We start from the raw sequence: 25,024 nt of genomic DNA, 5'->3' as shown, positions 1-25,024 counted from the left end.
CAGCTCCTGGACCCTCCGCATAAAGCGGAGGGCGACGTTCATGGGTTATTGCTATGGTTTCATAACCAAAATGATTTCATAAATAAATCTTGTTTTCTAGTGTGCACACGGCTAGGTTGACTCTGAAAAAAATATCGTGTTGTATAGGATGAAGACTTCTAAATACATTCCTTCAGTTTCCCTTCTCCCCAGACACGGGGAGAAGGTGCCCGAAGGGCGGATGAGGGGTTGTTGAATCGAAGTGATTATTTAGTCGTGTAGTATGATGTGCTTGAGATGCTCCAAATAACTTCCTTCAGTTTCCCTTCTCTCCAGACATGGGGAGAAGGTGCCCGAAGGGCGGATGAGGGGTTGTTGAATCGAAGTGATTATTTAGTCGTGTAGTATGATGTGCTTGAGATGCTGACAAGAAAACGCCAAGGAGGGAAGTATGGGTAAGGGGACATGTCTGTTTGGTTCACATGAACCATCTCCAGTTGAACAATATGAAAAAAACAACCAGCTAATTAAGGCTGTTTCCAAAAATGATTTAGAAGCCGTTAAAAAATATATACGCAAAAAATACCATACTTACCTTGGTGGCCGCACGGGTGTCGATGCGTTATATGAAGCTATCATCTGTGATCATCCGGACATGATCGATTTGTTGCTTCAAAATAATGTGCCTGTCGATGGCTTAGTGGAGAGCAATAATAGCAAGGATTCGCAAACGCCCCTTTTACTTGCCTGCCAACTAGGCAAACAGGCGGTTGTCGAGAAACTGCTGTCCTATAAAGCCAATATTAAAGCTATGGATAAACGCAACAACGAAACCGTGCTTCATAAAGCAGCGCAAGCGGGTAATTTAGATCTAGTTAACTTTCTTCTCCAAAAAAATATCGACATTAATCCAGTCAATCGATCCGGGGAAACACCCCTTTTTAAAGCGGTGGATAGCGGTTGGGCTCATATTAGTAATGCCTTGATAGACCGCAAAGCAGATATAACCATTCGAGATGCCCACCAAAATAGCCTCCTCCATCGAGCATCACTGAAAGGCTATTTAGACATAGCCCAGTTACTGCTTAAAATGAACGCGGCCGTCAACGCTGTCAATGACGAAGGCAATACCCCGCTTCATGAAGCAGCAAAAAATGGAAATTTAAATCTAACAAGAGCCCTTTGGACCCATGGCGCATTGGCGAGTGCAACCAACCAAGATGGAAAAACCCCATTAGATTTTGTTCCAAAAGAAGCGAGCCGAGCCACCAAACTATTTTTAGAAATTGTTTTAAAACAGGCCTTAAAGCAGGAGATCAAACAGCTTTCGATGAATCCCCATGAAGCGAATCAAAAGCCGTTACAGATTGTCTAGGCAAGAACTTATTAACGTTTAAATCTATTCTGGTTCTATGAGGTCATTCTCGGGTCATTTGAGGACATATCAAGGATGGATGTTTCAATTATAATCACACATGATAAAATTAAACTCGATTTAATTGGGGCATTTAGAATAAAATTTATTCTACGCAATCGTTAACTTGGTCATCAGTCCTCCAATTAATTCATAACGTTTTATTACACTATCGTTGCAAGAACGATTTCGCAGGCATTTTTTTTTAGCCACCTAAGTAATTGCGGAATCACCACAGGAAATGAGAGTCAGTCCATGGCAGAAAACAGTATATATAACGATGTGATCGCATTGTTAACGTCAATTAATAGCCTCGATGAACGAATGCAAAAATACCTGAATGGAATCATTAAAAAAATTGAGCAGGCAGAAAACAGTGGTCAAATTGCGTATTATCTCTCACAAATTCTTGCCAACAAAAGCGTGTTGAATGCTCTTTCGCCCGAGGAAAAAGCAAATTTAGCGACGCATCAACAACGATACCTCGCCTATTCTCAAACGCTTGATCGTTTTGGCAACCCAAAGTTAAATGCTGAATTTGAATCCATGCTCAGCCAATCACTCTTAGAACATGCACCTTGTGAAAGTCTTGTAACCATCAATAGCGCCATCGTTGATTATTTAAAACGCCATAAAACGACACTTCTTACAAGTAAAGAATCGGAATTTAAAAAGGCGTTGATTAAATTTAAAATTCCCTATGATACCTCCGTTGATCCAATTGATGCACTCATCGCCCTTCTTGAAAGGCCGCTCAATGGGGCTGATAGAGCACAAGTCATATCCGAAACCATGTCGCTGCATTTGTTGTTTTTCAATTACCAAAACCTCTATCAGCCAGAACTGGATTGCGAAGAAAGCCAACGTGACGCCATCATGCAAAAACGTGGCATTATTCATCGAACGCTGCGACCTAAGGATAAAGGCCAAATGTTTGAAGAGCACACGCGTGGACGACTGACGGTGCAATCGACAAAACAGTCAACCACGTTAGGCATAACCGATGATGAGTCTGCCTTAGATGCATTTTTAAATTTTCACCGCCATGAATTCACGCCACATAAATATCGTGCCAAAGCCAATGAAAATTCACCCATCGTGAAAGCTTTTAGGAAGCAGGGTATATCCTTTATTGCGGGTCCATCCGGCACCACGGCTGATTGCCTTGAAGGGATACACTTTTTATTCCCCAACTTTAATTTCAAGCAATATGAGCAGTATTTAAATTTATTGGCCGCCGCAGAAGTTGCCCAAGGCCACCATGCCATGCATGAGATCCTATTGCCAGCATTGAATGCAAACACATTACCCAAACTCGCCACGAAAATGACCAATAAGCCGATTTGGGATTTATTACCGTATGGGAAAACGTATGAATTGTTTTTAAGCGATGAGTTTAAAGCGCTTCCCATATACCAAGCGTTAGTGAGCCGTTATCCGCAATATCTCGATGAGATGCCTGGTCGCCAACTAGACAAAGCCGCAACAGCGATTCAACGAGAAATTCGAAGTGCACAAGCCGCGAAAGAATTTCATGCCTCCGAATATTGGCAAGAAGTTGATAGCCAGGACCCAGCGATGAAAGTTGAACCAGCGATAAAAAATTTCATTAGATCGCGCTCGGCAAAAAATTTCGCAAAGATTAAACAATCCTTAGGCCCCCTTTCTTCAAGCGAGACAAAATTCTTGCGCTTTTTTATGGCGCAAGAGTTTGATTTGACTCACTACACCAATTCCAAAGAAGCCATCTTAGCATCGGGTGACATCTTGTCTAATTCATTATTGAAAAGACAACTCCTTCGCTTTGACGACCATTCATCTGAAGGCGATATTGATAAACTGAATAACGGGCACTATGTATTTTATCGCATGGAATTAAATCATCAGTACAAGGCCGGTTCACGTTTTGGCATGGGTCAGTTTGTCATCAAAGGACGGCATAGTGGTTTATTGGAGTCAGGTAATGTTTCTCTTTTTGAAATGTATGTACCAAGAAACGCCTCAGTCCTTAGAATATTGCACTACAAAGACAAACTGGTTCGCAAAAATGACATCACCGTCGAACCGCGAGAATCCATCCATCTGATCTATCCTGAAACGGGGAAATTCTCAACCTTGAGTATCCCCGGCACCGTATTTCACGGCAGAGATATTATGCCTGGCATTGCCTATGCCATGATTCGCGAGTTGCGCAATATAGGCAGTAGTATGCAAGATGACTTTTTACGCCAGTTTGACATCAACACATTCGACATCGACTCCTCTGTTTACCAGCAGATGCAGCAGTCTGCCAATGACATGTTAGGGAAACTATTTCGGGTTGAAGGAAAAATCCCGGCTAAAACCGTACTTGCCAATCAAGACTTTGAGATTGTCCATGTTGATGAAGCCTTATCCGCGTTGAAAAGTAGTGATCCTATTCTATTAAGAGCTCAATTTACGCCAGAATCGATTAATAGGCCCTATTTTCATCATAATGGTGGTCAATTTAATGCGCTCGAGATTGCCATTATAAACGACTATCCATTTGCTGTTTCCTGGCTTACTGCCAATGGTGGACAAATCTCTTCACAATTGAACATTTTTAGCTTTTTCGACGGAGCTTTTTTAAAAACGTGTACCGTGGATTCTTTCAAGTCCCGAATGGCCCTCATGCCGCATTTAGACGTTAACTTAAAAGATAAGTCCGGAAAAACCTTGTTGCATCACATGGCTGCAAATAATCGATTAGACCTTATAGCAACAGCTATATCACTTGGCATTGATCCCCATATAACTGACGATGCCGGCAAATCCTTTATGCAGGATTTTTCTATCATTAATTATCTGACTTCCAAGAAGCATGTTCGCTTAGAAGACTTAAATGAATATGCATCATTCATATCATTGGATCAACATAGTTTATCAGGCTCTAACCTATTACACCTTGTCGTTACGCTCCAACTATCGCCAGAAATTATAAATTTTTTTATCACTCATGGCGTTTCTATTGATGAAAAGAGCGAAGATGGCCGCACGCCTTTAGAAATACTTCAACTAAATCTTATTAGTAGAGCAAGATCAATAAATAGAGCAAGTTCAATAGATAAAAATCAACGTATCATCCATTATTTTCAAACAATCAAGTCCCTCGATATTAATTTTAAAGCATCGTTCTTTTCCCCGTCTGATGAAAGAACAACCACACTCTTATTGACTGCAATTGATAATGAAAATATTGACTTGGTGATGTTTTGTTTGAGTCAAGGTGCAAAGGTTTCTGCGCTAGAACATAAAGCGCTAATCTTGATGCTAAGTAAATTATTTAGTCAGCAAGATATTGAAATTATTGATAGAATTATCATCCTCTATCCTGAAGCCAGTGGCTTTCTCAATTATGTAGACCCAGCCGACCTCATTGACAATGATCGGTTGAGTCGATATATCAAGGCCTTTCCAGGCAATGAAACGTCAATCTATTCTGGCTTCGTTGAAAGCAGCCATAAACTGCTTCAACGAGTAACCCCAGAGCAGGTGAACACGTTGCTACAACACCACCCTCAATTGCTATCTGCTGTCGACAGCCATGGCGATACGCTTTTATTTCATGCCGCTGAAGCAGGGCGAGTTGATTTATTTGTCCCCTTAATCGAATTAGGTGTTAACACGGCGCACACCAATCAGGTCGGCAATACCTACCTGGATAAGATAAATTTGGTTCCCTCTGTTAAAAAAGGTGACCTTGATGCGATAAAGCGAATCTTATCCGACTACCCACAGGTTAAATTAGATGCAACCCATAAAGGGAAACGTTTAATGCATTTTGCGGCAAAGCATAACCAGTTTGATATCCTTGACTTCTTGCACGACCAAGGATTTTCATTTGATGATTTAGATGCGCAAGGAGTTTCTGTTAAGGAAGCAATGCAAGAAGCGTTGTTAGAAATGTCATCATCCCTACCCTATGCGAAACTGCAAGCGCTACTATCGCGTTATAATTTTTTGACCCTCAATTACCGAAATAAAGCTCACATATTTCTGGCTCAGGCATTATCTCAAAAAGATAATGATTATATCTTCTTTTGCCTCGAAAACGGAGCATACCCTATCGAATACCAGCCCACAGAGCTGCAAAATTATTTATCGGAATTGGCAAGAAATGATGATTTGCGCCCCTTCCAGAGATTTGCTTTGCGTTTTCCGGAATTGGTGGATGTAAAGTCGGTTCGTCCATTGGCCAAGCTCAAGGATCAAACACCATACCACCCCGAAGTTAGCTCGCAAAGTATGATGGCGCACAATCCGCATTCATTCTTCGCAGGCCATCAAAAATATTATCCTCTTAAGACTAAAGCCGGTTCCCCTTACAACGATATTTTTTTTAAAAGCTATCTAAATTTCAATGAATAGAAACGCTCCGCTAAAACCTAGCGCTGAATGGGCGAGCTTGATGTAGGACTTTCACTATCGAGCGTGTCGTTTGCGCTGGAAGTGCGCAAAGATTTGAGAGCTGTCTTAAACTGTTGTTAGGAAGAAGGGGTTAACTCAATTCCGAACGTTTTAATAGTATTATTGATTGAATCAATATTACCATTAGTAAGTATAGAAAATATCAATTGGGTTAAAACTTTAGCAGAAATTCCGCTAATGGCTTTTTTTAATTCTCCGAATCAATAGGTTTTCGTCAAATGTAGATTAATAATCAAAATTGACCACTTATCACCAATATTTGCTAACACGTTACGGGATGGGCATTGCGTTTTATAGATTGAATATTTTATATCCGGCATGAGAAAAGGGTGATGAACAAATGACTCATTATATCATTTGTTCATCATTCGATTAGACCAGTGCAGCGATCATGGTTGATGAGTGTTTTGCCCAATTGGATGTTGATATTGCATATATAACAACGTTAGGCCAATAATTGGGATTAATATATCAGACCAGAAGATGATGCCCGCATTGCCAGGGGCAAAATTATGAGCAACTATCATTTGATAAATGTGCCCACCCGCAGCCCCCCAGAGGAAAAACGACGGTGCTAAGATGGTTGCAGCACGAAAACCAAGATTGCCCCAAAAACTCAATAAGCCAACGACGCAAAATCCCAAGCTAGCAAACCCAACTTCAAGCTGAAATGGGCTTTGCGACCAACCAATGAAAGCGGCGGCCATGTCACCAAAAAACACATGCATGACAAAGTTATACAGATAACTGATCCCAATGTTAAATAAAAGAAAGTAGGCAAACAATTTGTCGATAACCTGAGCTTTTCCCCTTGGTTTTGGCATACGCAATAAGGCTACCCCAACAAAAAGAAGACTCAAAACAAACAAACTTAAGGTAAAATTACCCAAAGCAAAGGCGATTAATCCTTGCATAAAGACTCCATTCTTTATAAAAAATAGAAATTAAACTTAGCAAAACCAAACCAATCCGAGGGAATGCCAACTAGCGTATTTAAAGCAAGCCTCATTCTAAAATAGCGAGATTATTGGTGAAGTGCAAGGATTGGGTATTTAGTGCATAAAGGGAAATAAACTGGGTTAAACCGGGATGCTATGTTGGGCCAAGGCCCTGAGATATCTTCAGTTTTTGGGAGATGCCTCATATTTAGTCCTTGCGAGCGCAAGCGAAGCAATCCAGATCGATGTCACGCTAAAGATATGTGCTGGATTGCTTCCCCTTCGCTATGCTCTGGGTCGCAACGACGGCAACTTTTTCTTGCTTTAGAAAACTGAAGATACCCCAGGTCAAGGCCCAACATACTTTTTCTGGGTTGATTTTAATCAGCAAACTCCCGTAGACTAAAAAAGTGACGTTCATAAAAAAACGCCAAGCAATCAAGTTTCACTGTAAGCAGTTAATTGTATCTAACTAGGGCTTAGGCCCTAAATACTAACAATAAGGAAGTCTTATGGGTAAACAATTGAAAAACGATCACTCCCCAATCTCGCCATCCTATCCTAAACCGAAACCCTGTGTTCCTTTAGAAGGTTTGATAAATAGTCATGTCAGCGTTTTGCGGGATGCTCATAAATTAGACATCCCTTGGATGACACGGAAGATAGATGAGGCGAACTCAACGTTCTCAAAGGCCCAACATAATGACATTGATGCCATTACTTTTCTAAAACAGGTCCAAGAAATTAAACAATTGGCGGATGAAATCAAGCAATTTGAGCAACATAGCAATCTAATCAAGGAAGAAACGCTTTTCGCCAGGGATTTTGCTAGATTAAAACAAAGTAATTATTTCTTGCCTCATGTCTATGAAAAATTGTTGAATCATATTCGATCCGATGAATTTCTTGTCATCAACGAATTAGCCAAAAACCCTATCATACACCCTGAAGCCATTTCCCAACTCGACCAAACCCTCTATGATATCGATATTGCACAAGATAGAAACGGCAAATTATATTTTGATGAAATGGTAGCGTTTGTTAACTACTACTGCCAAGAGATGAAAAAGGATTATGCCCAAGACTGCCAAACAAGATTCCGAGAAGGGTTGGTGAGATTATTAGCTGAATACCGTAAGAATAGCGATCATCTTAGTGTTGCTACGTTGAAAACACAACGCACCAATCTTTCTTATGCCGGATTGGGCGCAATGGGGGTATTGACCTTTGACTTGCAAATCAGTCAAGCGAATCATCCAGCACCCATTAAAGAGCCCAACTTGGGTCAACTAGCACTTGCGCGCGTTATTAGCACTCATCATGGTTTATTCGGTCACAAATGCACAAAACATGAAAGACCAAAAGAAAAGGCTTGGCATCAACTTGAAGAAGCCTCTACGACAAAACAACAAGCTAAAATTTTACGAGAACTTGCGACAGATATTCGTTTAGAGCATCGTTCAAAACATTCAAGAGGTGGCCGCATTCTGTCAATATTTAGTCACTCTAGACTGGCTGACCAGGTTGAATCAGAGGCCAAACTACTAGAAATGGCTGCCCAACGGGCATCACGCTAACTGGCACACTTTAGTCAGGCATCAAAAGTCTACCTTGATGTTTTAATTGTTATCCGAGGAAACGTCTTTTTTGCCTGACCTTTTCCAATATAGTTCAAATAAAAATCCGGCTTGGGATAATGTTGGTATTGGATGGTCGTTAGCATACCCGCATTCATATGGTATAAATTATGGCAATGGGTCACCCAAACCCCGGGATTTAGGGCATCAAATTGCACTTTAACCGTTGTATTGGGTTGTACTAAGACGGTGTCTCTCACAGCACCGTCTTTAATGGGTTGGCCATTGATTTCAGTGACTTGAAATAGATGGCCATGAAAATGCATCGGATGAGACATCCCTGTTTTATTTTCATAGGTAATTTCAACTCTATCTCCGAAATTCACCACGCTTGGATTAACGTTTGGCCACGCTTCACCGTTCATGGTCCAAACATAGCCGCTCATTGTTCCATTCAAGACAAAGTGAATTTTTTTATCGATTTTTTTCTTGGGCAAGCCTTCTTGCGATTTTAGTTTCTTTTCTAGCTCATAATAGGCAACACGTCCCATTGGTGTTTGCGTCGCTGACGAAAGTTTAGGTACTTTTGCTTTATCCGTTGTTAAGATTAATCCCGTTTGCATTTTTGTGCCTTCAGCAAGTGCTTTGATCGGGAATGAGCCCCCTTGGGGAGGCAGTTGGACGATTAAATCCAGTCGATTGGCTGTGCCAATAGGGAATTCCTTACCTTCCATCGGCTGCACCGGTTGGCCATCAACAGCGATTAATTTGGCATTTAAAAGACCCGTATCTATCCTAAAATTTGTTGACGATGAAGCATTGATGATACGCAGTCTAACCGGATTGGAGGCGTTGACGGTGATAACATCAGGGGCAGCAAATGTCTTCTTATTAGTTAGGAATGCATCGTAGTTGACATCATTAATATCACCACTGCTTTTGGGTTTTGACATATCCATTTTTTGATTTTTTAATGCAGTAAATATTTTTTCCGGGGGGGTATAGCTAAAATCTTCTAAAAACATAATCACTTCTTGGCTGTTTTGATATGAGTCTTGCTCATCATACAAAATCAGTGGTGCTGACAGCTGCATTTGTTCTTGGAATTTCTGGTGGGAGTGCATCCAATAGGTTCCCGATTGCAAAAGACGATAATAAAAATGTTTACTCTTCCCCGGTTGGATTAATAGTTGGCTTACAAAAGGCACCCCATCTTGGCTGCTGGGCACAATTAATCCATGCCAATGTATCGTAATCGGTACGGTGGTTTTATTTTCGACGACGACATTAAACATATCACCTTTTTTAGCAAAATAGCCTTTCTCATCTTGAGAGCCGTCTGGGTGAGTGAAGGTTAATTTGAAATTTTTAGCTTTTTTACCTTTGCCATCCACTTGGAAATCGTCTTCCGTCACCGTAATCAGTGTCGGTTTTTCGTTGGTTGTTTGGGGGAACACACTCTGATTGATACTCATCATTAGGACTATCAAAAAAATAATCCCGGTTAGTTTCGTTTGTCGAATGCAATTTACCATAGTGCTACCCACCTCATTCCATTTGCGCGGTTATTTCTATCAATTAAAAAGGAGCTCAACAACCCTTTCCATTAATTCTAGTCAAAAAATGGCCCCCCCCGCTTGCGCGGAAGACAAAGGCTTGGTTTGATTTTTATACATTCCACTGGGGGGCGTGCCTAATGCTTGATAATGATCTTTAACGATCTGAGCTAATAACCCGGATTTGGATAAATAACTATTATAACAATCAATCAATTGTTGCCTGCTTTGAGGTGAATTCTCAAAAGAACGGATTAAATCACTGACGCCCAACGATAAATTCTTTAATTGTGCGCATAGGAAACGCTTAACTCGATTAAAGTCATTCACTTCAATTATCGGAAACGCTGGGCTGATAACAATGGCATGATCCCGTTTAGATGAAGTGGGGTTACTCGGTATGATAATGCAATCATCATGGTTTAGCTCAAATACACTAGCGTCTTTCGCAGGATCTAACACACCAACAACATCTAACGAACCGGCTTGAACAAATCCTCGTCGCTTAGGGTCTTCTGTCTCTTCGGTATTTTCTAAATGGCTATGATACGTGTTTTTCCCTGAAAAAAAATGATTCCCAAGCGGTGCGATTCTCATCCCTTTCGTATTGTCGTGTGCTTCGAGCCATGGGTTAATAATAGCTCCTTCAGAAATCACATTTCTCGTATTGGCGTCCATACCTGTTGAGAGCATATCCGGAATGATTGCAATTAATTCATCCCAGTGCATAATTCGCCCATGCGCATAGTTGTTAATAAGCTTGTACCAATCATAGGTTGCCTTTGCGGGTTTGTTTGAATCCAAATGGCCACTCACATGGTGATATTGATAGGACTTGCCTTCATGTATAATCGTAAACTTACTGATTAAACCACCCTTATTATAAGGGTGGGAATAATGAATTTTCGTTGAACGCCGGGATTTCAGCGTTTCTAATGGTTGTATTTCCATGCCCCCTTTTGCAATGATAAACGCTCCAATTCCAGTGGTTTTGTGAAAGAACTGAGATGGTTTCGTATGCGTGTGCATTTTGCCTAACTCGATCAGATGGTACTGACTGCCGGAAAATATTTGGCAAAATTGAGACTTGAACGTAGGAAAGTTAAATTCTTGACCACTTAGGATGAAGCAGTCCAGATCTTCCCGCTCTATTAACTGCTTTATCGTTTGAAGCGCATCGAGCCCCGGCCCATCATTACCGCAATTTGCCGTAGCAATGCGCACCTTTAATGGTATAGGCATCCTTTTACCATACCACTCATTTTTGTAACTTGGCAACGGGTAGCCCAACTCTATTCCATAGTATCGGTAAAAGCCTGGAGTTTAAGACAGCATGGCTATTAAAGAAAAGAAAATCAATAATATAAATACCATCGGCACAACGACATAACCAACCCGCTGACTAATCTTTTTCGCTTTCTCATGTTGGTCTGATTTTGCCAAATTAAAGACATAAAGTGTGGTAAATACAGCAATAAGAACTTGGGCAAAGGTTAAAAATTGAATGGCGTCGATTAACGTAAACTCTGTGACAGGCGGTATCAGTCCATCGATAATATATTTGTTTCCCACGGAAGCGAATAGCGAGCTTAATACATACCCAGAACGCGTACCGATCTCCTTAGGATCAATGAAAAATATGAGCGACGTTAAAATTAATGCCACGAAAAACCCAATAAAATAATTCACAAATAATCGCAAACCCTCTCGCTTCAGACTGATTGTGACTGTCAGTCTTGAATATAACCCATAGGAATAATCTTCATTTCCAAAATTGCTTTTATATTTAAACGGGTAAGTATTGATTTGCATACCTTGAACATCCCATCCTTCGACCTTAAGCGTGTGTATAATCCCACTTTCTTTGAGATCCGGTTTAAACTTGATGCTTAGCAAATCAGACGCATCTTCAATAATGATTTTTAGTTGTTGCCTATCAAATGGGAAATGTTTGACATTCCAATAGTGTAAGTTCGTATTGTATAAGTGGACGGTTGTATAGGTTGTACCATCGGGATTTTTCCCTCGTGTTTGATTGGCCATCCGATAGTCGATAGCGTTGACCACTTCTAAACTTTTTGTCGGGTCATAGTTGGGATCATCCGCGACGGTCCATAGGTAGTAGCCCGCGCTAAACGTGCCTTTGGAATAATCAAAATTATAAAGTGAAGTTAAGTAAATGCCGATGCGAATGGGTTTAACTGGCGCCTGTTTGGTTGCCGCAAAAAGACTTGTATTGAATAACAACAATAAAATCGCGATTCTTATCAATGTATCAATCTTATTGACAAAACTTAGTTAAAGTTTGGTCAAGCATAAAGCGGAAATCAAGTTTTGTGCTAGGAAACTTCATGCCATTAGCGCTTGCGCAGCTTTGGTAAAACCAATTAACAAAGCAACAGCACACGAACCATCACATCATCTGATTTTGCGCATTTTGCAAAGAAGAGAACGGGGTTGAGTTTGCAGGTGGAAAAAATCGTTTGACACCCGTTGGCGTCCCCAAGTCAGACACTTGTTTAACATCAGAGGTGTTCGTGACGCTTGATTGTAATTGATTCATTAATTGTGACGCGCTCAATCGTTTACTCGGTGTAACTTGCAACATCTGATGGACAACCTCCCACAATCGTCGCAAATGTTGACCATCCTCCGTTTGTGGTAAACGCTGTTTAATTTGCCGAATTTCTTCATCGATTTCCTCTTGCTCTAAACTGGCCATTTCTCCTAAATAAGTTTGTTCATGCTCTTTTCGTTGCAAGCGGTCTAAAATAAAATTTAATTGAGGAAAATAGACATTTTTTGCATAGGATTTATGCTTAATAATCTCACCTTGCAATAGACCGGCAAATACCAACCCTAAATTCCATATATCAATACCGGGACCTCTTTTTTTGTTAAAAGTAATAATATGATTGTTAGAATAATTGTTTTTATCCATTGCCTCTAACTTTAATATTTCCAATGCCAATTCCGGGGGCATATAACCCGAACTAGAGGTTAAGAAATCCCATTTGCCAATTTCCCCCAGATCACCAATAACCACATCATCGGCTGCTTTATCAAAAAAGATATTGTCAAGTTTGATATCGGCATGAAACAAAAATCCTTCCGTGTTTGAAAATTTATATGGGGTTTTATGAATCGCCTCCATCCCTTTGAGTAAAGACACCATCAATTTTTCTTTATACTCCGCACTCATCGGGGTGGATTTACAATCCATTATTAATTGAGTCAAATTTTTATCATACAGCTTGCCTATTTGAGAAGTAGCTCTTCTAAATCCACAAAAATCATAAATTTTCGCAATATGGGGATTCTCACTTAACTGCTTTAAATAGGGAATTAGACTTTTCAGCGTACTATTCTTTAAAACCATCCACTCCCCTCGCGAAAGGTTGTAAACTTTAAAAATAAGCGTATTTTTATTTTTATTTTCATAGATAATATCGAGGTTATCGGGATAAACGATAATCTCACCGTTATGCAAAAAGTCAATATTCACATGCGTTTTACAATTTTGATAGATGCCATTGATAGGTTCCGCATAGCATAATTCATAATCTAAATATTTAGGATTTGTGCTTATGTTCTTTCTTGCAATTGGATAGATAAGGCGGATAAATTCTTCTGTCTCAATTTTTTGCTCTTCACTCATCGCTAAACTTTTTTGGTAATCGTTAGGCCACTTCATTTCCTCATGCAATGCAGGTGAAAGCGTTTTAGGATATTGAGGATAAGTGGGTTTAAACAAGGTAGCGACATGACTTTTTAAGGGATTTGGATTATCTTTTGCGTAACCCACGTCCACAAACTGTTGATAAAAACGCTTGGCATCAAACCCACTCGTCAAAGAATAAATTGCCCCTTTTTCAAGGAGCTCATTGATAGCCCGATATATTTTTGTTCTTTCAACTGATTGGGGTGGGGTGTTTTCTGCATTAAAGGTTTGGCCTGTGTCTTGCAGTATATAGGCATTATCTGAATAAAATTGCGGATGGTCTTGTTTCAACGTCTCAAATAACGCCTTCCCGTTTTCTGTTTCCCAGAATCCCCCCCCAATAAGGCTTGAGATCAGTAAACATTTTAAGCTGGTAAACCGTTTTCGAATATCAAACGATGGAAAGTGGTTGTTATATGTCTGAGGGATGGTATCGCCGAGACTTGTTAATTCATTGAGAAAGCCAGGTTTTCGAAACCACCCCCGATCACTGCCTTCGGTTTCAATTCCTAAAAAAGGAAACCATGTGCCTCTTGAATGCGAATTTTCCCCGGAAGAGCAATAAAATGGCACACCATCAATAACGGATAATTTTCTCGATGTTCCTTGACTAGTTTTAAAAGTAACATAATGAACGGGTGACGCGACCATGCTATAACCAACCTTTTTTTGTATATTAATTCGCCAATATTGGTCGTGTATTATATTTGCTCATTGTTAAGGTAATATTAACAATTGATGCGCGTTTGCGCCACTCTGTACAAGGATAATTTCATAATAGCCCAGTCGTTGCGAGCTTTGCGAAGCAATCCAGTTCGATCTCTGAACAAATATCCGTTCTGGATTGCTTCACTACGTTCGCAACGACGGCTTATTTTAAAAATTGTCCGATACAAAGTTTTCCCGAAAATGGGAGCAAAGACATTAAGCAAAACTAATAACCAGAACACCACCCAAAATGAATAAACCACCAATAATCACCGAAAGATTGATGTGAACCTGATTAAATAAGAACCAAGTGAATACCATCGTAAACAAAGGATAGGTTAGCTCAACAATTCCCGCTGTCGTCGCATTTTTAAGCGTGATGGAGGTGACGATAAAATAACTGGCTATTAGGACAATGACTACCTCAGCTAACGTTAATAATAAGAGATTGGAATTCGTGGATAATAGCTCAACATCCTTTTTCATCGTGGTGAAATAAGAAATACCAGAAAACAAGACACTGCCGATTAACATTTCCATAGCCAATAAGGTAGCAGGGGAAATGCTGTTCACGATTTTTTCGGTTAATGCATAATTAAATCCCCATAAGATAGCGGCAAAAATAGCAAAGGCAAACCACATAACGGACTCCTGGGGTTATCATCGAATGGTTGTTTTATCCAATAATTTGCGACAAACTAGACATATTCCTAGAGACACAATGATGTTCAATTTATAAAAAATAGTTTCCGACATCCTACTGGTCTTTGAAACAGGTTGTTCATTTTATCATATATATGCATAATTTTCAACCATTCCTATTGCTTGCATAGATGGATAAACTAAAATCTTGATGATAAAATTAGCAACAAATCACTGTTTTATCCTGAGCTCACTTTGATTTATGTCGTTTTTTCTATAGGCCAATTTGTCAATTCAAATCTTGATTCCCTAAAAGAAGGCTTTTCTTCATGGTTTAAAGAAAATAGTAATCCCAACACTGGTGAAAGCGTGTGGGAATGGATGAGAACGTCTGGCCAGTTAAAATCGCTGAGGTTAGGTCAAATTACCACGAGTGACCTTCACAATGCTTTTAATTCAGAATTTGACGTAAATATGGATTTTAAGAAATTTAGCACTATTTTTAATTCGATGTGTCTGGTTAACCAAGAAATGTTAGATCGCATCAAGAATTACAAGGAATATTTAGACAAAACAGATGGCGTTCAATTTATTTTGGTATCGCATACCAACTATTCACACCTCAATTTTATCTTGTCACAAATAAGCCCCATTCTGCAAAATACAATCACCGTCATGAGCAAGGAGAAACCTTGGGATATCGACGCGAAATTTGTCTTGGTCCCCTCAATGGTTTCTCAATGCGAAGAGCACAAAGATACCCTGGCTTTTGCGATGAAAGAATTAGTTATAACTGAGAATGATCCGATCATCTCATTTTTAAACAGCATTAAAGGATTGGATCATGAGAAATTTCAGTATACAGACCCTGGCCAAGATCATGAACAAGTGACTGAAGCGATAGACAAAGCACACAGCTTGCATTTGTCAATTAGATATTAGTAGTACCCGCTTAAATTATTTTAACTTAAACACCTATCGAATCGTCATTCTCGAATACGGAGGATTCATGGATTATTGTTAACCCCTCTATTTAGTGATACACTCCGCTGCCAGGCCTCAAGAGGTTTTGCTAGATGGTGCGGGTGTAGTTCAATGGTAGAACTTCAGCTTCCCAAGCTGATAGCGTGGGTTCGATTCCCATCACCCGCTTATAAAACCAACACAATTACCAGTTCATCGTTTAGACGTTGCTTTTTAGACATATCACTTTCAAATAACTTTCTTCATTTTACCTTCTCCCCAAACATGGGGAGAAGGTGCCCGTAGGGCGGATGAGGGGTTACCGAATCGAAGTTATTATTTTGATGGATAGCACATTGTGCTTAAGATGCTATAGCCTAGCTAAATCCTGGCTAATGCCGATGAAAAGTTAATGTTTTTAAAGCTTGTTCTAAATCCTGACTCGATTGTAGCCATTTAATTGTGCTCTGATAAGAACGATCCATATAGTCTTTTGTTTGGGATAAATCCGTCGGGTTTGTTGTAATTGGGCACAGTGGCGGAATAACATGGAGTGCTTTATTCGTTTGATTAGCATGAATATCACTTAATAGCCGCTGTTGTATAAGTAAACTGATTGAATGCATCAACATGCTAACTGCTCTATCTGGGGGAGACGTTAAATCGCAAGCATACCCTGTGGGCAATACCCATATACTTTCTGCACCAAGTTTAAGTGCGTAAGATATGGGAGTATTGTTGACAACCCCGCCATCAACAAGTTGGTCCTGCCCGAAATTAACCGGGGGAAAAACACCCGGTATCGCAGCGCTGGCAGTAATGGCTTCAACGGCATTGCCTTCTGATAGAATGACTTCAGCCCCGCTTTTAACTTCTGTGGCAATAACATGGATTGGAATTTTAGCCTCTTCTAACAGCGTGTAATCCAAATTTTTGCGAATGATGGATTTAAGTCCTTCGTTGGAAACCAAGTGATTGCGGTGGCCAAAAATCCCCAAAAAAATGTTCTTGAAATTGCTTGGGAAAATATGGTGTCTTTTCATTTGCAACCATATGCTTTTTAGTCGATTTGCACCCGCGAGAGTCGGATCGCCTGCGATGAGTGATGCATTGATAGCCCCTACCGATGTTCCAACGATGAGATCAGGAAATATACCATTTTCCATCAGCGCTATTAGCATGCCTACTTGGACTGAACCAAGACTTCCCCCACCGGATAGAACAAATGCTGTTTTCATATGTATCCCTTTCAATAGTTCCACAGTATTTAGTTTAGATTATTCTATGATAGTTAGGGTTCGTAAATTAAAGTGGTATTTCATTCGAGTTGAATTATAATATTTGTTCCAAGACTACCCAACGGCTTGTATGAATGACCCAGCTCCTGATCTGGCAATAGCCTCCACACCCAGTACCGATGTTACAAAACATTGCTACGCCGTGATTGTCATAGGAGCAGGGATTGCTGGTCTTACTGCCGCGGAAAAGCTTATCGATGCGAATCAAGATGTCTTACTTCTTGAATCACGCGATCGTATCGGCGGCAGAATTGATACTAACTATTCCTGGGGTGAGCCAATCGAGCTAGGGGCTTCGTGGTTACATGGCAGTGAAGTCAATCCGGCTAAACATTTGTTTCGGCCCAATCAATTAGTCACCAACAGCTATCATGTTGACGACAGTGATGGCATGTTAGGGGATTTTGCCCTTTATGATCAAAAAGGACAGAAAATAGCGAGTCACGAAATAAGCGAGTTTAAGTCATTGATCAAGGATTTCCTTCACAGCATGGAAACCACCAATCCAGAGTTGGATTTTGATATGGCGTTTAATAATTATGCCATCTCTCAAAAACTCAGCGATAGACAAGAAGCCCTTTTATATTATGCATTACAAAACATCTATACCTATGAATATGCAGAAAGTCTCAAAAAATTAGGGTTTGCGAGCGAAGAGCCTTATATAAACACCACCTGTGACGGCAAAAACGCCTTAGTTGTCGGTGGTTTTGTTACGATATTAGAAGAAAAAAGTAAAAAAATTCCTATCCTCTTTCATCAAGGCGTTAGACGAATTGATTATTCAGGCAACGTCATTCACGTCGATACAGATAAAGGACATTTTCAAGCAAAGAAAGTCCTCATTACTGTCCCCTTGGGGGTCTTAAAAGCGAACAAAATTCAATTCTCACCCAATTTACCCATCGAAAAGCAACAAGCAATTAGGCAGCTTGAGATGGGCATTTATGATAAACTTTATTTAAAATTTGACCATGTTTTTTGGGATAGAGGGCATGAGTGGATAGGTTTATTACCAAAGCAGAAAGAGTACGGGTTTAATATTTTTAATTTTTACAAATACACCATGCAGCCGATATTGTTAGTCTTTATCAGCGGCCAGTTAGCCCATGAAAAGGGGCGTGAATCCTTAACCAGTTGGGCAATGAAACACCTACGGACCCTTTATGGTAATGATATACCCGAACCAACGAGTACCATGCAAACAAATTGGGCGGACGACCCCAACACGCTGGGTAGTTATTCGTACTTGCCCTATCAATATGACGCTGGCCTTTACCAAATCATGGCAAACCCTGTCACAGAAAAACTATTCTTTGCCGGTGAAGCAACCTCTACCACCGACCCCAGCACTATCCACGGTGCCTACCTTTCCGGCTTGCGTGCTGCAGATGAAATCCTTTCCTCAAAGACAGCAATGGGAAGCACCGATTCTTCCCTAAGCACTTTATAAACCCATATCAACATGCCAAACTTAGAAGCAAATTCGCTAAGGAACAACCCTAGCTTTGTTGAACAAACGATGTTACTTTAAAGATATTGATGAAATTTAACAGGGATGAATAAATATCACCAAACCCAGCTGTTCTGTAGCGATAGATGGTTAATGATGTTTTGTCTTGTATGTCCTGAAAGTGTTAGTAACCGTTAGTGCTCTAAACAAATTAGGAGAAAACGATGGCTTCTTTTCACTTCTTTAAACCTAACCAGGCTCAAAATAGCGAAGCAACTTCCCCCTCTTGCGAACACCGATTTGCACGATTGTACCATCACCTCATGGTATTATTTGCCAATGAAGACGACAAACGATTTCCTCATCAAACGGTTCTTAAAAAAGCCAATCAAGAATTAGAGGAATTGAAACAAACAGTTATTGATAAGATGCAGGAACATATGAATCAACAAGAAAATTTAACGTCCATACAACAAAAAGCGGATGAACTTTCGGCAGCATCTTCTTCTTTATTCAAAAAAGTTGAAGATGCGCCAGAGTCCTCTTTAGATATCCCAGCATCGCCTTAAAAAAACAGGCAGGTTAGTGTTTGAAATTTCTGCCATGCGTATTACCGTAAGAATGGTCATCCACTATTGAAACTAATTCAATATTTGAATTCTTCGCGATAGCATTTCGAATGCTTGTAATGACCTCTTCAGCACGTTGAAGGCCGACTAAATCAATGTCTGCCTCAACCATAGAGGGATCCTCTTTAAAAGCAGAAATACTCTTAATGGTAAAGGAAGCATTTGTTATATTTGTTAGCACGTTTGAAACGATTGATACCGGTGACTGAGAGGCATTTGCGGGACTAAAAAATCCATGAGGCCCTGTCGAAACCACTTGGCTTTTGGGTACGGATGGGGCTGGGTGTCCATGGTGGTGTGGTGGTTGATATGGCGCAGAGTGGGAATGGGATGAACTGGATGACGCGATTGGTGTTATTTGACCAAGCGGATTAAATTTCCCATAGGAAGATGGTGGAGGTACCGGGTTAGTTGTTGCAAGCGGAGCATAAGGAGCTGCAGGAACATAATAGCCAGTAGGGGCAAAAGGGCCTATTGGCGCATTGGGAGCTGTCTGCACAGTCGGTGAAGATACGACCACCGAAGAAGGAACCGTCACTTTAAAAATTAACTTCATTTCATTTCCTTTTTAAAAAGCCTGGCCCAATAGTATCGATTATTAGTCTATATGTATACCCAATTATTTATACTGCACAGGTTAGCGATGTTAAGTGTTCAGCAAAACGTGAAGCAGAATCTGGTTTAAACCTAAACCACAGCTCTGGTTCAATAAGTTCAAGCTCAGATAGATACCAACTGTCTGCCCCGTCTGCAATTAAATCCACACGTGCATAATGAGGGATTGGTTGACACAATGAGAGAATATTTTTTGCCAATGCGATTGTCGCCATATCCGCCTCATAGGCTGTTACCGTCCCACCAAAATCATCTTGCACGCGAAATTCTCCCTTCTTGGCTTGCTTGCGGATGGCATGCGAATAGTGTCCAGCGAAAAACATGAGTGAAATTTCACCAAATGACAACACCGAGGATTGGAATTGTTGAAATAATAACGATTCTTGTTTGATAAGGTCGGCAAAGATGGATTCATACATGTCGATGTGATCGGCTCTTATGCGATACGTATGATACCCACCTCCGCCAATCGCGGGCTTAATAACCACTTCGCGAAACCCTGTTTCCCTAAATAATGAGGATAACGTTTGTAACTCACCTTGGTTGATAAATCGTGTCGGTGCTATGGCAACGCCATGACCAGATAATGTTTGTAAATAATGCTTGTCCATATTCCAAAGCAATAATGGATAGGGGTTGATAAATCGGGTTAATTTGGTAGTGTTGTGCAGCCAAACCCGAAACGCATCAATTCTTTCAAAATAATCCCAGGTCGCTCGAATCAATACAGACGCTGTTGACGACCAATCAAAGGCCGCATCATCCCAACTGACCCGATGCACGTTAAGCCCCTGTGCTTTTAAGGCGGACATCACTAAATTATCTTCTAATAAAATATTGTTGACATAGGTATTGGGGTTAATTGGGTTGACATAGTCCGCTTTTGTTACCAGGGTTATGTCATAGGTATGGGACATATTTGTTCGCCTTAATTTTAGAGATTGGGGGACAGTCAAGGAGAAAGTCCTGGGTTTGTCATATAAACAGCCAAAGGACCTCTATCGTAATTATCCCCTTTTCCGAATTTATTATCCAGATCAACGACGTTGGATTGGGAATCATGACCATGGACATAATTGATGGAAAATGCTTTTCCTTCAGGCTTATGAACCCTCTCTAAAATCGTATAATTGCGATTCCATAACACCTGCTGGATAGGGCTTGGGGTATTCTCCGTTTTGTGTCTCTCATTCAAACGCTTATAATTGGTACTAAATTGATTTTGCATAATCCAAGATTGAATTTGCCGATTGATTGATGAATACGTTTGAACTAGATGATTCAAATCACTGTCTTGATAGTCAATATTGAGATCCTTAGCTAAATTCGAAAGGATTTGTAAGTCAACTGGCGCATGAGTGTAGAGCGTGATTTCCTGTTTGTTTTTATTCACCGTCATGCCGGGAAAGACCAAGTGTTTCAAATAGTTTGTTTGAATGATTTCAAGAATATCTTGTTTATCAACCAATCCCCTATCAATTAACTTGCCTAAATTTAACATAGAACGCACTAACGATTCGTGGTTGCCCTCCCCGTAAGGATTATAACTGAATGATTTTTCCGGCCGCTCATAGGCGCTTAGGAAAAAATTATTATGATTAGATAATACCACTTCAAAATTAACATTGGCTAAATCTAATTTTTTAAACAGGTGTAAAGTAAAATAATCGTTCATCCCTCTATCACAGAGATCATCGCCTAAAAATCTGACCGGATGGGCTGGATTAATCAACATCGCATTGATAATTGCATGAAATATGGCGATGTCTTTGCTAGTCAGATTGTCCGGGGGAGTATGATAAATTTCCACGAAATTTTGATAATCTTTGGCGGGCATACTGATAACTTCTTGATGAATTAAAAAATTCAGAAGCTTCAAGGCATTACCATGCAAATCACCAATGGTTATTTCCGTATCGGGGCCAAAGTGATTTATTTTTTCTGGATAATGATTTAAGTCAACATAGGCGATTTCTAATTCATTGTATGGCTGGAAGGCGATTGACTGAACGCTCAAAAATGAGCAAAAAATAATGACCCCCATTTTCCATGAATAGCGGTTCATAACAACTCTCCTATAATCATTCTATAAAACAGGAATTACAAAAACACCCATGATCGAGGCAAGACAAGTCTTAACACACCGCACTCACCTTCTCAGGTGGTGTATAAATCGTGTCAAACCTTGTTAAGATATCCTCAAGCAATTCTTTTACCTTAGAAAGGTTACTGATTCTATCTTCGTTTGACAATATTTGAATAGGCCAAAAACTGGGTCCTAGAGTGATTGGACCGTCTTTTTTACTTAAATCATATTCCATGATTTTTAACTCTAAAACAATCGCTTTTAACAACATCTTATGAGCATCCATATGACTCTCAAAAAGAAGGAAATTATCGATATATTGATTAACAGCGATAAATAAGTTGTTTTGGACTGTCACCAAATCAAGTCCTTTAAGCGCCACAATAATCGTATGAAAACTCAAATCCGTGGGAATATCATAGAGTGCATTTTGCAAATTGACTAATGCTGTTTGTTCAATGTCTAATAATTGGTTATCTTCATCGGTCAAAATGTTATTTATCCACAATCGTCCAAGCTCTATCGTCAAAGGTGTTTGTCCTTTTTTGCTATCTTCCTTATCTTTGACAGCCTGATTATCGATTTCTTTTAATGTTGGAATTTGCTCCAAATAGTTTTTAACCATTTCCAAGGTTAAACTCATACACCCTCCTTGTTATAAAAACACGGTACATCCATTACCGCCGTGAAACGAATTGTTAATAGCTTTATTAGTAACATAATTATGTAAAGGATAAAAATTGATGCAGAAACGCCACAGACAAGCAAAAAAATGGACGGTATGACGTTGCGCATGAGGACAAGCAAGCAAAATGAATCGTACTTGATCTTTAAGCCTATATTTAGCCCTTTGTGTTTGATATTTACAATTATGTGTTATAATCTACACACGAAATTATTGGCCATTCAATGCATTAAGGTTAAGAGATGAAATTGCAACGATTAAATGACTGTGAAAAAGGTATTAAAACGCTTCCTCCTGGAGAAATACAGTATTATCTTCATCTCGCTATTCTAACAGCGAAAGAAAGACACCAAGATGTTAGCGAAGAATTTATCCATGACCTTGCTGATTTTATCACCAAATTAAATCGTTTTTATGATAATACGGAAGATACCAATCTGAACACACTGGATGACGTATTGACGTCTTATCGTGCCTTACAATCCTCTTCAAAAACCAATTCTTATGGCTATTTGATTCAAACCTATCTTCTTCAGATAGGCTCACTGTTCACGGCAACCTTATTCGGAATTTTAGGTACTCAATTGGGCGGTTTCTGTGGCTTAATCCGTGGCTTATGGAATTTTAACCCGATAAGCGGAACGCTATTAGGAATGATGGCTGGGTTTTATATTGGTGCTGCGTTTGGTTTTAGAACGCCTAAAAAGCTCTTAAAAGATCCCTTGTTAAGACAAACGAAATACGCCCTTGATGGGATCGGGGTTGCAATCAAAGAGTTGCAAGAATCAATAACCATCGCTGACTATATAAAAGATCAAGAAACGTTGCTTATAGCAAACCATTTTGACAACGACCCCGAAAAGTATGCGGAATTCTTAGAAGAAGACATCACGTTTGAAATTCGAAGTTACAAGGCAAGCTTCATAGCAGCTTCCGCCCTGTATGGCTATGTCGGTCAACATGCTTATATTCGCATTCCTATCAAACAAGAAGAATGTTTAATTGAGTTTTCCCCAACTCCTTCGGATACATCCGATCCGCTGGATCAATGTGAAGCGAGGACGGTGAAAGGAAAGGTGATAGTCGAGATGCTAGCCTTACATAATAAATTGATTAAAACACATAGCGGCGATCTCAGTTTTGCATTGCATAAAATGAAACCTGGCGAAGTCGACTGTGTTAGCTACCTTAATAAAATTCTTCTTGGCACTCATCAGAAAGCAGCACAAATATCTCGCTTCTACGACATGAATATTGTCGGACGAGCGATCGGATTTTTTTCAGACTATCTTAGCCCATTTAGGGAATCCTTTTTACAAAAGGCCTTGGATGAGGATCCCATGAGCAGCCCAAGTCAATAACAGGGTTATCATCCTACGAAAAAATAATTTCTAATCAATGCGTTGCATAAACTTGATAAAAAGGGAACACTGAACTAGATTTAATAGTGTTAGTTATTTATGGAGAAAATTTACATGAAAGGAAAAAAAACAACAACACTACTTAAGGCGATTGCTTTTGGTACTATTTTACCAATGGCAACTAGCACTTATGCTGGTGCTGACCAGAGTGCGCTATATAAAGTCGTTTTTGTTCCAACGTGGAACGCTGCGTCTCACCCCGTTGAATACCCAACAGGCCTTGGGCATTTTTCACCCTTAATCGGTGCAACCCATGCTACTGGCTATCATATTTTTAAAGTCGGCACAAAACCAACACCCGGCTTAGAAAATCTTTCTGAGCATGGCCAACATAATCCACTAGATGAAGAAATCAATGCGGCTATCAAAGCAGGAAAAGCCGGTTCTTTAATCGAAACAAAAGAACCGCTAAAAGGTGAAGTTCACCAACCCGCCTCTACAACGTTTACCGCAACGACAAAATTTCCAATGGTCTCCATGGTCGCGATGATTGCGCCAAGTCCTGATTGGTTTGTCGGCGTTGGCGATGTGAACCTCTATAAAAATGGCAAGTGGGTTCCCACAGTCACTGTTGACGCTTATGCTTGGGATTCAGGCGGTGATGATGGCCAAACATATCAGGCTGATGATAAAGACACCAACCCTAAAAAACCAACGACCATGGCAAAAACGAAGCACTTCACGCAAAATGGTAAACAAGTCCCCGTTGGTGTGTTTGTTTTCACAAGAATACCGGGTCAATAATTTTGTAACCCAGATTAGTCCGACTACCTACGCTAAAAAGCGTGATTCAATTGAATCACGTTTTTTTTTTGCTAGTGATTCCTAGCAATCTAATTAATGGATACAATCAATTGTATAAAATAAGGGCTTTAGCCCAAGAAATTTCT

The 25,024-nt window shown here is 40.0% G+C and carries 19 protein-coding genes and 1 tRNA gene; 9 read left to right on the top strand and 11 right to left on the bottom strand.

What is annotated here, in order from left to right:
* Window positions 1-430 precede the first annotated feature (430 nt).
* Both AB3348_RS07635 and AB3348_RS07630 read left to right on the top strand, forming a co-directional pair.
* Complete coding sequence (locus tag AB3348_RS07635; RefSeq protein WP_367606986.1) at window positions 431-1,354, top strand: ankyrin repeat domain-containing protein; 924 nt, start codon at window positions 431-433, stop codon at window positions 1,352-1,354.
* A gap of 294 nt (window positions 1,355-1,648) precedes the next feature.
* Entirely contained in the window at window positions 1,649-5,782 is a 4,134-nt protein-coding gene (locus AB3348_RS07630; protein WP_367606985.1) for a hypothetical protein, read from the top strand.
* A 449-nt stretch (window positions 5,783-6,231) separates the two neighbouring features.
* Here AB3348_RS07630 and AB3348_RS07625 read toward each other — a convergent pair whose 3' ends face one another.
* The gene (locus AB3348_RS07625) at window positions 6,232-6,756 is read right to left on the bottom strand and encodes a DUF6790 family protein (RefSeq protein WP_367606983.1); all 525 of its coding nucleotides are present in this window, start codon (window positions 6,754-6,756) and stop codon (window positions 6,232-6,234) included.
* A gap of 536 nt (window positions 6,757-7,292) precedes the next feature.
* On the opposite strand from AB3348_RS07625, the gene AB3348_RS07620 reads away from it, so the two are divergent.
* Window positions 7,293-8,357, top strand: coding sequence for a hypothetical protein (locus AB3348_RS07620; RefSeq protein ID WP_367606982.1), 1,065 nt, complete (start codon window positions 7,293-7,295; stop codon window positions 8,355-8,357).
* A 29-nt stretch (window positions 8,358-8,386) separates the two neighbouring features.
* On the opposite strand, the gene AB3348_RS07615 is transcribed toward AB3348_RS07620, so the two are convergent.
* The 5 genes from AB3348_RS07615 to AB3348_RS07595 form a co-directional block, all read right to left on the bottom strand.
* On the bottom strand, window positions 8,387-9,835 hold the full coding sequence (locus tag AB3348_RS07615; protein WP_367607069.1) for a multicopper oxidase family protein: 1,449 nt from the start codon (window positions 9,833-9,835) through the stop codon (window positions 8,387-8,389).
* Window positions 9,836-9,973: 138 nt separating this feature from the next.
* Window positions 9,974-11,155: a hypothetical protein gene (locus AB3348_RS07610; protein WP_367606981.1), complete on the bottom strand. Its 1,182-nt coding sequence runs from the start codon at window positions 11,153-11,155 to the stop codon at window positions 9,974-9,976.
* Window positions 11,156-11,236: 81 nt separating this feature from the next.
* Window positions 11,237-12,184, bottom strand: a complete 948-nt coding sequence (locus AB3348_RS07605) for a hypothetical protein (protein ID WP_367606980.1) — start codon at window positions 12,182-12,184, stop codon at window positions 11,237-11,239.
* Between the two features lie 142 nt (window positions 12,185-12,326).
* Entirely contained in the window at window positions 12,327-14,285 is a 1,959-nt protein-coding gene (locus AB3348_RS07600; RefSeq protein ID WP_367606979.1) for a hypothetical protein, read from the bottom strand.
* A gap of 273 nt (window positions 14,286-14,558) precedes the next feature.
* Window positions 14,559-14,984 (bottom strand): EamA family transporter, encoded by a 426-nt coding sequence (locus tag AB3348_RS07595; protein ID WP_367606978.1) that lies wholly within the window; start codon window positions 14,982-14,984, stop codon window positions 14,559-14,561.
* A 255-nt stretch (window positions 14,985-15,239) separates the two neighbouring features.
* Between AB3348_RS07595 and AB3348_RS07590 the strand changes: the two genes are divergently transcribed.
* Window positions 15,240-15,926: a hypothetical protein gene (locus tag AB3348_RS07590; RefSeq protein WP_367606977.1), complete on the top strand. Its 687-nt coding sequence runs from the start codon at window positions 15,240-15,242 to the stop codon at window positions 15,924-15,926.
* 139 nt (window positions 15,927-16,065) lie between these two features.
* Window positions 16,066-16,136: transfer RNA gene (locus AB3348_RS07585), tRNA-Gly, on the top strand.
* A 203-nt stretch (window positions 16,137-16,339) separates the two neighbouring features.
* Here AB3348_RS07585 and AB3348_RS07580 read toward each other — a convergent pair.
* Window positions 16,340-17,185 (bottom strand): patatin-like phospholipase family protein, encoded by an 846-nt coding sequence (locus AB3348_RS07580; RefSeq protein ID WP_367606976.1) that lies wholly within the window; start codon window positions 17,183-17,185, stop codon window positions 16,340-16,342.
* Between the two features lie 130 nt (window positions 17,186-17,315).
* Here AB3348_RS07580 and AB3348_RS07575 point away from each other — a divergent pair, with 130 nt between their 5' ends.
* Complete coding sequence (locus AB3348_RS07575) at window positions 17,316-18,698, top strand: FAD-dependent oxidoreductase (protein ID WP_367606975.1); 1,383 nt, start codon at window positions 17,316-17,318, stop codon at window positions 18,696-18,698.
* A 224-nt stretch (window positions 18,699-18,922) separates the two neighbouring features.
* The gene (locus AB3348_RS07570; RefSeq protein WP_367606974.1) at window positions 18,923-19,267 is read left to right on the top strand and encodes a hypothetical protein; all 345 of its coding nucleotides are present in this window, start codon (window positions 18,923-18,925) and stop codon (window positions 19,265-19,267) included.
* A 13-nt stretch (window positions 19,268-19,280) separates the two neighbouring features.
* Here the strand turns inward: AB3348_RS07570 and AB3348_RS07565 are convergent, their stop codons facing one another.
* The 4 genes from AB3348_RS07565 to AB3348_RS07550 form a co-directional block, all read right to left on the bottom strand.
* Window positions 19,281-19,883 carry a hypothetical protein gene (locus tag AB3348_RS07565; protein WP_367606973.1) on the bottom strand — a complete coding sequence of 201 codons (603 nt, stop codon included), beginning with the start codon at window positions 19,881-19,883 and terminating at the stop codon, window positions 19,281-19,283.
* Between the two features lie 67 nt (window positions 19,884-19,950).
* On the bottom strand, window positions 19,951-20,859 hold the full coding sequence (locus AB3348_RS07560) for a RimK family alpha-L-glutamate ligase (RefSeq protein WP_367606972.1): 909 nt from the start codon (window positions 20,857-20,859) through the stop codon (window positions 19,951-19,953).
* Between the two features lie 35 nt (window positions 20,860-20,894).
* A complete protein-coding gene (gene wip / locus AB3348_RS07555) occupies window positions 20,895-22,007 on the bottom strand; it encodes a Dot/Icm T4SS effector Wip (protein WP_367606971.1) in 1,113 nt (370 codons plus the stop codon).
* Window positions 22,008-22,077: 70 nt separating this feature from the next.
* Window positions 22,078-22,671 carry a hypothetical protein gene (locus tag AB3348_RS07550; RefSeq protein ID WP_367606970.1) on the bottom strand — a complete coding sequence of 198 codons (594 nt, stop codon included), beginning with the start codon at window positions 22,669-22,671 and terminating at the stop codon, window positions 22,078-22,080.
* A gap of 284 nt (window positions 22,672-22,955) precedes the next feature.
* Between AB3348_RS07550 and AB3348_RS07545 the strand changes: the two genes are divergently transcribed.
* Together AB3348_RS07545 and AB3348_RS07540 are read left to right on the top strand one after the other, a co-directional pair.
* Window positions 22,956-24,074: a hypothetical protein gene (locus AB3348_RS07545; RefSeq protein WP_367606969.1), complete on the top strand. Its 1,119-nt coding sequence runs from the start codon at window positions 22,956-22,958 to the stop codon at window positions 24,072-24,074.
* A 114-nt stretch (window positions 24,075-24,188) separates the two neighbouring features.
* On the top strand, window positions 24,189-24,878 hold the full coding sequence (locus AB3348_RS07540; protein ID WP_367606968.1) for a spondin domain-containing protein: 690 nt from the start codon (window positions 24,189-24,191) through the stop codon (window positions 24,876-24,878).
* Window positions 24,879-25,024: the final 146 nt, after the last annotated feature.

This window comes from Legionella sp. W05-934-2 (assembly GCF_964199965.1).
Taxonomy (GTDB): Bacteria; Pseudomonadota; Gammaproteobacteria; order Legionellales; family Legionellaceae; genus JAFIFT01.
This window is presented reverse-complemented; position numbering and strand designations above follow the sequence as displayed.